Raw genomic sequence first — 11369 nt, 5'->3', positions numbered from 1 at the left:
GCCACTGTGGCTTTCGGGGACGTGCTGATGCTGGGCGACGGCGAGGCCGTGACCGTCGGCGCGCCGCTGGTTGATGGCGCGTCTGTCGCCGCTACGCTGGTCGAGACCCGGCGCGGTGAGAAGATCAAGATCTTCAAGAAGATTCGTCGCCAAGGCTATCGCCGCACGCAGGGACATCGCCAGTCCGAGACCGTGCTGCGCGTCACCGGCATCACCGTCGGCGGCAAGGAGACCAAGTGGGACGGAGAAGTCTCAATGGTCACCAAGGCTGAGCTCGACGCTCGAGCGCGCGGCCTCGACTTCGCCACGCTGAACAAGCCCAAGAAGGCGGCCAAAGTCGCGGCGCCCGTCGCCGAAGCCGCACCCGCTCCCAAGAAGGCTGCGCCTCGCAAGAAAGCCGCGCCGAAAACCGAAGAGGCCGCCGCCGAGTAATCGGCCGGCGACCCTCTAGAACGATCAGGAGGCCACCATGGCTCACAAGAAATCCGGCGGCTCCTCGCGCAACGGTCGCGATTCAGCGGGTCGCCGCCTGGGTGTGAAGAAGTTCGGCGGTGAGGCGATCAACGCCGGCTCGATCATCGTGCGTCAGCGCGGCACCAAGTTCTGGCCGGGCGACGGCGTGGGCATGGGCAAGGACCATACCCTCTTCGCGCTCGTCACCGGCGTGGTGAAGTTCGTAACCAAGGCCAAGAACCGCACTTACGCCACCGTGGCGCCGGCCAATGAAAAGGTGATGGCGGCCGAATAGGCGGAACCTCCTCTCTCCGGTTCCGCGCTCCACCAGAGGCGAACCGGACAAGACGACCCAGCGGGGAGTCCGGTCAGCCGGGCTCCCCGCTTTCGTTTCCGGGTTCATTGGGCCTCTACAGAAGGGGCCGGGAGGCAGTTGAGATGTGTGCAGTCGAACGTTGGCCCGAGATCGGGACCGATCGGCTGGTGCTTCGGGCGCCGGTCGCCACGGACGCGCCGCTGATCGCGGAACTGGCCAACGACCCCGTGATCGCGCGCAACACCGCGCGCCTGCCGCACCCCTATGGTCTTGCGGAAGCCGAGGCGTTTCTCAGCGCCGTGGCCGCACAGGATCCGCGCCGCAACCGCACATTCGCCGTCGAGGATCGTCAGTTCGGTCTGGTGGGCGTTCTGGGCTTCGACGAGCGTCGCCCGCAACAGACCGAGGTCGGCTACTGGCTCGGCCGTCCGTTCTGGGGGCGTGGCTACGCGACTGAGGCGCTTGTCGGCGCCCTGCGCTGGGCCGCGGCGGCCTGGGGCCGCCGCGCGGTCTGGGCCGGCCATTTCGACGACAACAACGCCTCGGGCCAAGTGCTGATCAAGGCTGGTTTCCTCTACACCGGCGAGATCGACGTCGCGACCAGCCTGGGCCGCAGCGAACCCGCGCGGTCACGGCGCATGGTCTGGCTGGCATGATCTCCGTGACCTCGCCTGGCCGCAGGATGTCCAAACCTGAGGCGCAACGCGCCAATTGTGGTATCCGCTCGCCCATGACCGCCGCGCTCTTCCGTCCCGCTACCGGCTCCCGTTCGGCGCTCCTGGAAGCGTTGGTCGTGGTGGGCGGCGTGGTGGCGATGGCCGCGGCGTCGCGGGTGGCGTTCGATGTCGGGCCCGTGCCGATCACCCTGCAAACCTATGTGCTGTTCGTGCTGGCCGGTCTATTCGGCGGGCGGCTGGGCCTGGCGATCGTGCTGGCGTGGCTGGCCTGCGCCGCGTTCGGTCTGCCGGTGTTGTCCGGCGGCTCCGGTGGCTGGCGCGCCGTGATCGGACACACGGCGGGCTTCCTGGCCGGCATGGCGGTGGCCGCATGGGTCTGCGGGCGCGGCGCGATACGGGTTAAGGGCTGGGCGCCGCTCGCCGCCCTCTTCCTCGCCGGCCATGTGATGGTGCTGATGGTCGGGTGGGCGGGCCTCGCCAGCTTCATGAGCCCGGGACCCGCTTTCGAAAGCGGCATCCTGCCGCTGTTGCCCGGCGCGGCGCTGAAGTCGTTGGCGGCGGCCCTAACCGTGCGAGCGCTGACCCGATGAAGTTCCTCGATCAGGTCAAGGTCTATGTCCGCTCGGGTGACGGCGGCGGCGGTGCGGTCTCGTTCCGGCGTGAGAAGTTCATCGAATATGGCGGACCTGACGGCGGCGACGGCGGACGCGGCGGTGATGTCTGGATCGAGGCGGTCGAGGGCCTGAATACCCTTATTGACTACCGCTATCAGCAGCACTTCAGGGCGGGCACCGGCGTCCACGGGATGGGCCGGAACCGCCACGGTGCGGCCGGCGCCGATGTGGTCCTGAAGGTGCCGGTCGGCACCGAGGTGCTGGACGAGGACAAGGCCCTGATCGTTGACATGGACCATGCCGGGCAACGGGTCCTGCTGGCGCGAGGCGGCAACGGCGGCTTCGGCAACACCCACTTCAAGGGTCCCGTGAACCAGGCGCCGCGTCACGCCAATCCCGGGCTCGAGGGCCAGGAATTGGCCCTCTGGCTGCGGCTCAAGCTGATCGCAGACGTGGGTCTGGTGGGGCTCCCCAACGCGGGCAAGTCCACGTTCCTGGCCGCCGCCAGCGCCGCGCGACCCAAGATCGCCGATTATCCCTTCACCACGCTGGCGCCCAATCTGGGCATGGTTGATCTCTCAGTCGGAGAGCGGTTCATCCTGGCTGACATCCCCGGTCTGATCGAAGGCGCACATGAGGGCGCTGGCATCGGCACCCGGTTCTTGGGCCATGTCGAGCGGACCGCAGTGCTGGTGCATCTGGTCGACGGCACGCAGGAGGATGTGGTCAAGGCGTGGCGCACGGTGCGTCGTGAGCTGGAGGCCTATGGCGAAGGCCTGGGCGAGAAAACCGAGGTCCTGGCGCTCAACAAGATCGACGCGCTCGACCCCGAGACCTGCAAGGCGCGACAGAAGAAGCTGGCCCGCGCCGCCAAGGCGCCCGTCCGTTTGGTTTCCGGCGTGGCCGGCCAGGGTGTGACCGAGGTGCTGCGAGAAGCCTATGGGCTGGTCCGCGAGGCCAAGGCGGAGGCCGCCGCGCCGACCGCCGCGGAGGAGACCTGGCGGCCGTGAGTGAGATCGCCGCCGCCCGGCGGATCGTGATCAAGGTGGGTTCGGCCCTGTTGGTGGGTGAGGATGGCGCCGCCGACAGCGCCTGGCTGGCCGCCTTTGCGCAGGATGTGGCCGCGCTGCGGGCGCGGGGCCAACAGGTGCTGATTGTTTCGTCGGGCGCCGGGGCGCTGGGCCGCCGCCGCCTCGGCCTGCGTCGCCGCGGTCTGAGCCTGGCGGAAAAGCAAGCCGCCGCCGCCGCCGGCCAGTCGGCGCTTATGCGGGCCTGGGAGGCGGCGCTTGAGCCGCACGGCGCCATCTGCGCCCAGGTCCTGCTGACCCGCGAAGACACCGAGACACGTCGCCGCTGGCTGAATGCCCGGGCGACGCTTGAGGCGCTGCTGGCGTTGGGCGTCACCCCGGTGATCAACGAGAACGACACGGTGGTCACCGAAGAGATCCGGGTCGGCGACAATGACCGTCTGTCGGCCCGCGTCGCCCAGCTGGTCAGCGCGGAAGTTCTGGTGCTGCTGTCCGACATAGACGGGCTGTACACCGCTGATCCGCGCGCGGATCCGACGGCGACGCACATTCCTCGCGTCAGCCAGTTGACGCCTCAGATCGAGGCGATGGCCGGCGGCGCGAACGCCCAGGCCGACGTCGGCACCGGCGGCATGGCCACCAAGATCGAGGCCGCGCGGATCGCCAGCGAGGCCGGCTGCGCCACCATCATTACCCTGGGCTCGCGGTCGCGTCCTCTGGCGGCGCTGGAGGCCGGCGCGCTGTCCACGGTGATCGAGCCCGCCACCACCCCCAAGGCCGCCTACAAAGCCTGGATTGCAGGCGCTCTGGCCCCGGCCGGGACGCTGGTGGTGGATGCCGGCGCGGCGGGCGCGCTCAAGCGCGGCAAAAGCCTGCTGGCCGCGGGCCTGACGGCTGTGGAAGGCGTGTTCGAAAAGGGCGCCTGCGTGCGCATCGTCGATTTGGACGGCCAGGAGATCGGCCGCGGACTGGTGCGCTATGAGGCGGGTCACGCCCAGCGCATCTGCGGCCTCAAGTCCGGCGCGGTCGAGCCGGCGCTCGGCTATACGGCCGGCCCAGTGATCCATGCCGATGATCTGGCGCTAGCTCCGCCGTCCGTCGCGGCCTAAGGATCGGACCATGGACGACGGCGGCGTGACACGATCGAGCGAGCGGCTGGAGGCGCTGGCGCCCGGCCAGGCCATCCCGTTCGGCGGCGACCGGGTGGCGTTCGTCAGCGCCGAACTGGCCGCCGAGTTCCGACCGGGCGACCGGCTGTTGGTGGTGCAGGACACCGGCGATCTGCTGCGTGTGCCGGCGGGCGAGCACGCCGCCGCCGCCGAGGCGGTGGATCGCGCGGTCGCAGCCTTCGCGCGCATGAGCGCGGTCAGCGACGCGGCGATTTCGCGCTTCTTTGCTGCCTTTGCCGACAGGTTGGCCGACGACGCCATCTGGGCTGGGATCGCGGCGGCTAACGCCGGGGACGTGGAGAGCGCCCGAGCAAGAGGCCGTTCAACAACCCGTCTCGCGGCCTCCGACGTCATGCGCGCGGACATGGTTGCGGGCCTTCGGGCCTGGCGCGACCAGCCGCCCGCGCGAGGCCGAACGATTGAAACCGTTGCCCATCCGGGATGGACGGTGGAACAAGCCTCCGCCCCTCTGGGCGTGGTTGGGTTTGTCTTCGAGGGCCGTCCCAATGTGTTCGCCGACGCCGCGGGCGTGCTGCGCGCGGGCAATACAGTGGTCTTCCGGATCGGATCCGACGCGCTCGGCACCGCGCGCGCCATCGTCGTCGCCGCGCTCGATCCCGCCCTGGCCGAAGCGGGTTTGCCGCCGGGCGCCGCCGCTCTGGTGGATTCTCCGGCCCATGCTGCGGGCTGGGCGATGTTGGCCGATCCGCGTCTTTCGCTGGCCGTAGCCCGAGGTTCAGGCCCCGCGGTAGCCCAGCTGGGCGCCATCGCGCGGCAAACCGGCACGCCCGTAAGTTTGCACGGAACTGGCGGCGCCTGGATGGTGGCCGATACGACCGCAGACGCCGAGCGGCTCTACGCCGCCGTCTACCACTCGCTGGATCGCAAGGTCTGCAACACGCTGAATGTCCTTTGCCTTGTGCGCGAGCGCGCCGATGACCTGATCCCAGTGGTGCTGGAAGCGCTCGACGCCGCCGGCCGCCGACGCAAAGGGATTAAGCTCCATGTGGCGGAAGCCGACCTCGGCCGCATTCCCGAGGCCTGGCGCGCCCGCCGCGCGGCGATCCATCGCGCTGGGGGCCCGGTCGAGGAGGCGGTGGTCGAGCCCATCGCCGACAACGAACTTGGCCGCGAGTGGGAATGGGAAGCGACGCCCGAGGTGACCCTCAAGGTGGTGGCCGATCTGGACGAGGCCGTGCGCCTGTTCAACGCGCTCAGCCCGCGTCTCGTGGCTACGCTGATCTCCGCCGATCCATCGGCGCACGCGCGCTTCTACGCCGAGGTGGACGCCCCCTTCGTCGGCGACGGCTTCACCCGTTGGGTGGACGGTCAGTATGCCCTGGGCCGCCCCGAACTTGGGCTCTCCAACTGGGAGACCGGGCGCCTCTTTGCGCGCGGCGCAGTGCTGGCGGGCGACGGAGTGTTCACCGTCCGCACCCGGGTGCGGCAGAACGACATCCATCTCGACCGCGGGGGCCAGCCGACCCCGCCCCGCAAAGCCTGACCGGTCGCATGTGGTTCGCAGGCCCCGCGCGGCGCGCGCCGCTGGCCGGACGACCCGCCGCCCTGCGGCTGGGGTTCACGCTGAAGCCCGGCATGCGAGTGGGCCTGTTTGGCGGCTCGTTCAATCCGGCCCATGACGGCCACGCCCATGTGGCCGAGACCGCCCGTCGGCGGCTGTCGCTCGATCGGGTGATCTGGCTCGTGTCGCCGCAGAACCCGCTGAAATCCTCCAGGGAGACCGCCCCGCTGGCGGAGCGTATGGCCGGCGCCCGGCGGATGGCGCGGGGTCGGACGATGATCGTCACCGACGCCGAGACCCGGCTGGATTCGGTCTACACGATCGACACGCTGCGGGCGCTAAAGGCCCGGCACCCCGGCGTGCGTTTCGTCTGGATCATGGGCGCCGACAGCCTAGCCACCTTCCATCGCTGGCGAGGCTGGACCCAAATCCTGCGCGAAGTCCCGGTAGCGGTGGTGTCTCGGCCGTGGATCTCGCTGAAGAGCCGCCTGTCGCCCGCGGCCCGGCGGTTCGCGCGCTTCCGGCGATCGTCGCTGAATGCGGGCAGTCTTCCTGCTGCGGCGCCACCGGCCTGGGTGTTCCTGCGCGGGCCTTTGAACTTCCAATCGTCCACCCAGCTTCGCGCCCGCATGCGCGGCTGACCAAACGCGTATTCCGTGCTAAGGATGTCCCTCGCGTGGACATCCAAGGAGAACCCCGCTGACCCTCGAACCTGCGCGAACCCCGCGCAAACCGGCGGCCCGCAAGACTGCGGCGTCGCCCAAGGCGAAAGCGAAAGCCATAGCCGCCGCTCCGGAGCCGGACCCTATCCAGGAGTCTATCGGGAGCCTCGAAGACCTCATTCTCGCCAAGCTCGACGACGACCAGGCTCAGGACGTCGTGTACATCGACCTCAAGGGCAAAAGCCCGATGGCCGACGGCCTCGTTGTGGCCTCGGGCCGCTCGCAACGGCACGTAGGCGCCATGGCCGACCATCTTCTGCGCGCACTCAAGGACGCCGGTCATGGCCGCTGCCGGGTCGAAGGCATGCCCGCCGCTGACTGGGTGCTGATCGATGCTGGCGACGTGATCGTTCACCTGTTCCGGCCCGAAGTGCGCAGCTTCTACAACATCGAGAAGATCTGGTCGGTCGAGCCGCCCTCCGCCGCCCTCGCGGCGGTCTGAACCGCATCCCATGAAGCTCCTGCCGGTCGAAGAGGCGCGGGCGCGGATGCTCGCCGCCGCCACGCTCCTGCCGGCCGAGGTCGTGGATCTCGCCCTCGCGCCCGGCCGGGTGCTGGCCGAAGACGTTACCGCCATTCGTGATCAGCCTCCTTTCGCCGCCTCGGCCATGGACGGCTGGGCCGTGCGCGCCGCCGAGACGCCGGGCGCCCTTGGGATCGCAGGCGAGAGCGCCGCCGGACATGCCTTCGAAGGCGAACTGGGTTCCGGTCAGGCCGTGCGGATCTTCACCGGCGCGGCCGTCCCGGACGGCGCCGATGCCATCGTCATTCAGGAAGACGCGGAACGGGAGGGCGAAACCGTTCGCACGCCCGCCACACCTGCGGGTCAGCACCTCCGGCCGGCCGGCGGCGACTTTCATGCGGGCGACGTGCTGTTGACGCGTGGAACCCGGATCGATCCCTGGCGCCTGTCGCTGGCCGCCGCCGCCGGGCGCGCGACCTTGTCCGTGACGCGCCGACCGCGGGTGTCGCTGTTCTCTACGGGCGAGGAGATCATCGAGGCGCCCGCCATCCCGGGACCGTTCCAGATCTACGACTCCGGCTCCCGCGCCTTGCTCGCCCTGGCCGAGGGCTGGGGCGCCTTGGTGACACGCACGAAGCCGGTCCGTGACGACCTCGACGCTACAATTGCCGCGTTGCGGGCCGCCGAGGGCGACTTGGTGGTGACGGTTGGCGGCGCCTCCGTGGGCGACCACGACCTGGTCCGCACCGCCGCCGCCGCGCTTGACCTCGACATGCGCGTCGCCAGCGTCAACGTGCGACCGGGCAAGCCCACCTTCTTCGGCGTAATGGGCGACGGGAGGTTGATGCTGGGCCTGCCGGGCAATCCGGCCTCAGCCCTGGTCTGCGCCGAACTGTTCCTCCGCCCGCTGCTCGACGTCATGCAGGGCGCCGCGCCGCGCGCGCTCGCAAAGGCCCGCCTCGCCCGCCCGATTGGGGCCAACGGCCCGCGCGAGCACTGGATGCGCGCCCGGCTCGCGAACACCGACGGCGCGCTGACCGTGCAGCCCGCCGAGGATCAGGACTCTTCGCTGGTCAGCGTCTTCGCCGCCGCCGATGCGTTGTTGCGCCGCCCGGCCGGCGCGGCCGGCGCCGAGGCCGGCGCGGTTGTCGAGGTGCTGCCGTTGGCCCGCGCATAGCGCAGGGCGGTAATCTCGCCGATCACCGAGACCGCCACCTCGAAGGGCGCCTTGCCGCCAATATCCAGACCAATGGGCGCACGCAGCCGGGCGATCGCCGCCGCCGAGACTCCCAACGCGCCGAGCTCGGCCAGTCGGCCGTCGAGTCGTCGCCGGGCGCCTAGCAGGCCCACATAGGCCGCCTGGGTCGGCAGCGCCGCCACCAGGGCTTCCCGGTCAGTGTCGATGTCGTGGGTCGCGATGGCGACACTGGTCCAGGGATCCAGCCCGATCGCAGCCAGGGCCTGCGCCGGCGCCTCGCGGCGATAGGCGAGGCCAGCCACGGGCGGGGATCCCTCAGGGCCTTTGGGTCGCACCAGCGTGGTCTCGAAGCCTGACTTCACACCCAGTTCTGCGATCGCCAGCGCGGTCGGGTCGCCGCCGATGATCACCAGGCGGGGTGTCGGCTCATAGGTCTTCGACACCCGGTCGCTGGCGTAGATGAAGGGCTGCCGCGACCGCCACGCCGCCAGCATCGCCAAGAGCACCGGATCGTCCGCCGCCAGCCGCTCCAACACGATCTCGATCCGGGCGCCACAGAGTAGGCGGATATCAGGCCAGGGACTGCCCTCGCCATAGACCAGCGTGCGCGGAACCCCATCCGCAAGGCAGGCGCGCGCATGACCCGCTACATCGCCTTCGACACAGCCGCCCGAGAAGTAGCCGGCGACGATCTCCTCGGCGAAAACCATCTGGGTTCCCGCCGGCCGAGGGCCGCCGCCATCAACCGCCGTCAGCGTCGCCAGGACCAGCGGTCGGCCGGCGTCGACGGCACGCGCCAAGGCCGGGCGAATGTCTTCGTCGAGGCCGAAGACCGGCCACTCCGGAAGCGTCCAATCGCTGTCAGCAGGGGTCACGGGCTCGGATACGCCTTCTTAGCTTTCGCGGCCCAAGATGGCGGCTCCTGCGGGTTTGACCAAGGCTTTCGGTCCCAGATGCCCTCCTCATTCTGCAAGCTCGGCCTCTCGACCGGTCAGTTCGCCCTGGACCAGCCTCCGGGTGCGCGCGGCCGCCCGCGCGAGCTCGAAGCGCGCGACATCCTGGCCATCGCGGGCCGCGCCGGCCTGTCGGTGCTGGATGTCGCCCGCCAGCCCGCCCAGGCTGACGGCTCGCTGCGCGGCGCCCTGCCCCGCCCGAGCCCATTCCGTTTGACCCTCACCGCCCAACGCCCAGACCGTGGCGCCGAGGCGGTCGAGGCCGACATACGCGCTCAGATGCTGCGACTGGGCGTCGACCGTGTCGACACCGTCCTGGCGCCCTCGGCCACCGATCTCTTTCAGCCGCTCGGCGGCGCCCTTTGGGATCGGCTCCGGGCGCTGAAGGATGCGGGCGTCTGCAAACGCATTGGCGTGCCGATGTACGCCTCCGACGATCCGGTCGGCGTCGCCCGCCACTTCCGCCCCGATGTGGTCCAGGCGCCGGCATCGCTGCTCGATCAGCGTCTACTGCTGGACGGCTCCCTCGCGACCATCGCCGACATGGGTATCGAGGTGCATCTGCGCGCCATCTTCCTGAACGGCGTGCTGTTCCTCCCGCCCGACCGGGCGCCCAGCCACCTGCGCGCCGCCGCCGGACGCATCTCCCGCGCTCGCCGACTGATCGCCGAGGGCCGATCCGATCCTCTGCAGGCGGCGCTGGGCTTTGCGCTCAGCCGACCCGAGGCCTCAGCCGTCCTGGTCGCCGCCGCCACCGCAGCTGAGATGAGCGCCGTGGTCGCCGCCGCCTTGAGCCCGCCACCGGACCTCGACTGGGACGAAATGGCGATCGACGACCCGGAAGCCCTGAAGTGGGCGGCCGCCTGATCGTTATTTCCGGTCGTCCCTGAGGGCCAACCCGCCGAGCCAGCTCGCCACGCCGGTGACGATCGCCACCAGAATGCCGGCGATCAGACCGTCGACGCGGAAGCCAGGGATCAGCCAGGCCACCAGCCCCACCATCGCGGCGTTCACCAACAGCAGAAACAGCCCCAGTGTGATGATCGTTAGCGGCAGGGTCAGGATCGTCACGACCGGCCGTACGATAGCGTTGACCACGCCGAGCAGGAGCGCCGCCAGGATCAGAGCGCCGGTATCGACCACGGTCACCCCCGGAACGATCCGCGAGGCGACCCACAAGCCAAAAGCGGCGAACACCGCGCGCAAGAGGAACTTAGCCAGCATCAGGCGCCTCATCCGACTGGAATCTGTACGGACATAGGTCGGGACCCTCGCCTCCCGCGTCAACCACATTGGCGCCAGATGTCCAGGACAAGGGTATGTTCACCTCTCGTTGCCACTGTGTCTTGACAGGCCGTCGCGGGGTCACCCGCGCATGGGGACGGCGTGAGTGAAACGGGTATGAGCGCCAAAGGTTCTTCCTGGTTTGATGAACGGCTCGACGCCGTCGCAGTCACCGTGCGCGCGGTGCTGATCACGCGGATCTTGTCCGGCGTCGGCGCGGCTCTGCTCACGGCCTATATCTTCACCCCGCTCATCGGCTCCGTCTGGTTCTGCGCCTTCGCCAGCGCTGAAATCGCAACCCGATACGCAACCCGCGCGGTCCGTCGGGGCCAGGCGCTGAGCCCTCGCGCACGGCGCGCCTATGTTGCGTCCATGGCGCTCGCCAGCGCCGCCTGGTGCGGCCTGGCTGCGCTCTACTGGACGGTGGACAAAGAAGCCTTCCGGCTAGCGGCGATGATCATCCTGGTGGGCCTGATGGTGCACGCCCAGGGCTTTTCGTTTCGATCACCAGCCGCTCTGGCGGCCCTGGGCGCAATGCCGGTCGTACTTTGGCTGGTCCTGCCGATCGGCTTCGGCGGGTTTGAAGGCGCGCCCTTCTACACCCTGTCCGTGGCTCTCGTCCTGCTGATCGCCTATGTGGCCGCCAGCGCCCAAGCCAATATGCGCAACGCCCGCGCTCTTGCCGAAGCGCATCGCAACGCCGAGGCCGCCAACGCCGCCAAGAGCGCCTTCTTGGCGATGGTCAGCCATGAGCTGCGGACGCCGCTGAACGGTGTCCTTGGCATGGCGCGCGCGCTGCAGCGCACGGGTCTGGATCCCCGCCAGCAGGGCTATGTCGAGACCATGCTCCGCTCGGGCGACGGCCTGGTGGCCATGCTCAACGACGTTCTCGACCTCTCCAAAATCGAGGCTGGCCGCCTCGATCTGGAAGCCACCGCCTTCGACCTGCGCGCGGTGATCGAACAGGCGG

The 11369-nt window shown here is 69.7% G+C and carries 13 protein-coding genes and 1 pseudogene; 12 read left to right on the top strand and 2 right to left on the bottom strand.

Features of this window, described 5'->3' with window-relative positions; all coding sequences use genetic code 11:
- From rplU to glp, 10 genes and pseudogenes are all read left to right on the top strand, one after another.
- Window positions 1-432: 50S ribosomal protein L21 (gene rplU / locus ACIQ3R_RS09885; RefSeq protein ID WP_397417896.1), on the top strand; the 432-nt coding region annotated here is incomplete at its 5' end.
- Window positions 433-469: 37 nt separating this feature from the next.
- A complete protein-coding gene (rpmA, locus tag ACIQ3R_RS09880; protein WP_397417894.1) occupies window positions 470-748 on the top strand; it encodes a 50S ribosomal protein L27 in 279 nt (92 codons plus the stop codon).
- Between the two features lie 143 nt (window positions 749-891).
- Complete coding sequence (locus ACIQ3R_RS09875) at window positions 892-1425, top strand: GNAT family N-acetyltransferase (protein WP_397417891.1); 534 nt, start codon at window positions 892-894, stop codon at window positions 1423-1425.
- A gap of 74 nt (window positions 1426-1499) precedes the next feature.
- The gene (locus tag ACIQ3R_RS09870) at window positions 1500-2036 is read left to right on the top strand and encodes a biotin transporter BioY (RefSeq protein ID WP_397417889.1); all 537 of its coding nucleotides are present in this window, start codon (window positions 1500-1502) and stop codon (window positions 2034-2036) included.
- The gene (obgE, locus tag ACIQ3R_RS09865) at window positions 2033-3070 is read left to right on the top strand and encodes a GTPase ObgE (protein ID WP_397417887.1); all 1038 of its coding nucleotides are present in this window, start codon (window positions 2033-2035) and stop codon (window positions 3068-3070) included. Before ACIQ3R_RS09870 ends, obgE begins: the two co-directional genes overlap by 4 nt.
- Window positions 3058-4197, top strand: coding sequence for a glutamate 5-kinase (proB, locus tag ACIQ3R_RS09860; RefSeq protein ID WP_397417902.1), 1140 nt, complete (start codon window positions 3058-3060; stop codon window positions 4195-4197). Before obgE ends, proB begins: the two co-directional genes overlap by 13 nt.
- A 10-nt stretch (window positions 4198-4207) precedes the next feature.
- Window positions 4208-5761, top strand: coding sequence for an aldehyde dehydrogenase family protein (locus tag ACIQ3R_RS09855; RefSeq protein WP_397417885.1), 1554 nt, complete (start codon window positions 4208-4210; stop codon window positions 5759-5761).
- 8 nt (window positions 5762-5769) lie between these two features.
- Window positions 5770-6420, top strand: a complete 651-nt coding sequence (locus tag ACIQ3R_RS09850) for a nicotinate-nucleotide adenylyltransferase (protein ID WP_397417883.1) — start codon at window positions 5770-5772, stop codon at window positions 6418-6420.
- A gap of 139 nt (window positions 6421-6559) precedes the next feature.
- The gene (rsfS, locus tag ACIQ3R_RS09845; RefSeq protein ID WP_397417900.1) at window positions 6560-6943 is read left to right on the top strand and encodes a ribosome silencing factor; all 384 of its coding nucleotides are present in this window, start codon (window positions 6560-6562) and stop codon (window positions 6941-6943) included.
- Between the two features lie 10 nt (window positions 6944-6953).
- Window positions 6954-8135 (top strand): annotated as a pseudogene (gene glp / locus ACIQ3R_RS09840) (gephyrin-like molybdotransferase Glp); the annotation flags it as partial.
- Here the strand turns inward: glp and ACIQ3R_RS09835 are convergent.
- Entirely contained in the window at window positions 8021-9037 is a 1017-nt protein-coding gene (locus ACIQ3R_RS09835) for an XdhC family protein (RefSeq protein ID WP_397417881.1), read from the bottom strand. The pseudogene glp and the gene ACIQ3R_RS09835 overlap by 115 nt on opposite strands.
- Window positions 9038-9115: 78 nt before the next feature.
- Between ACIQ3R_RS09835 and ACIQ3R_RS09830 the strand changes: the two genes are divergently transcribed.
- Window positions 9116-9982, top strand: a complete 867-nt coding sequence (locus ACIQ3R_RS09830) for an aldo/keto reductase (protein ID WP_397417879.1) — start codon at window positions 9116-9118, stop codon at window positions 9980-9982.
- 3 nt (window positions 9983-9985) lie between these two features.
- Here ACIQ3R_RS09830 and ACIQ3R_RS09825 read toward each other — a convergent pair whose 3' ends face one another.
- The gene (locus tag ACIQ3R_RS09825; protein ID WP_397417898.1) at window positions 9986-10336 is read right to left on the bottom strand and encodes a phage holin family protein; all 351 of its coding nucleotides are present in this window, start codon (window positions 10334-10336) and stop codon (window positions 9986-9988) included.
- A gap of 180 nt (window positions 10337-10516) precedes the next feature.
- On the opposite strand from ACIQ3R_RS09825, the gene ACIQ3R_RS09820 reads away from it, so the two are divergent.
- Window positions 10517-11369 (top strand): histidine kinase dimerization/phospho-acceptor domain-containing protein (locus tag ACIQ3R_RS09820; protein WP_397417877.1); only part of this gene is annotated, 853 nt, incomplete at its 3' end.

The organism is Phenylobacterium sp., assembly GCF_044371015.1.
Lineage (GTDB): Bacteria > Pseudomonadota > Alphaproteobacteria > Caulobacterales > Caulobacteraceae > Phenylobacterium.
This window is presented reverse-complemented; position numbering and strand designations above follow the sequence as displayed.

What these genes read in the sequence shown, in the direction of transcription:
- rpmA (WP_397417894.1), top strand. Translation starts at nt 470, where the DNA reads ATGGCTCACAAGAAATCCGGCGGCTCCTCGCGCAACGGTCGCGATTCA.
- ACIQ3R_RS09875 (WP_397417891.1), top strand. Translation starts at nt 892, where the DNA reads ATGTGTGCAGTCGAACGTTGGCCCGAGATCGGGACCGATCGGCTGGTG.
- ACIQ3R_RS09870 (WP_397417889.1), top strand. Translation starts at nt 1,500, where the DNA reads ATGACCGCCGCGCTCTTCCGTCCCGCTACCGGCTCCCGTTCGGCGCTC.
- obgE (WP_397417887.1), top strand. Translation starts at nt 2,033, where the DNA reads ATGAAGTTCCTCGATCAGGTCAAGGTCTATGTCCGCTCGGGTGACGGC.
- ACIQ3R_RS09855 (WP_397417885.1), top strand. Translation starts at nt 4,208, where the DNA reads ATGGACGACGGCGGCGTGACACGATCGAGCGAGCGGCTGGAGGCGCTG.
- ACIQ3R_RS09850 (WP_397417883.1), top strand. Translation starts at nt 5,770, where the DNA reads ATGTGGTTCGCAGGCCCCGCGCGGCGCGCGCCGCTGGCCGGACGACCC.
- ACIQ3R_RS09830 (WP_397417879.1), top strand. Translation starts at nt 9,116, where the DNA reads ATGCCCTCCTCATTCTGCAAGCTCGGCCTCTCGACCGGTCAGTTCGCC.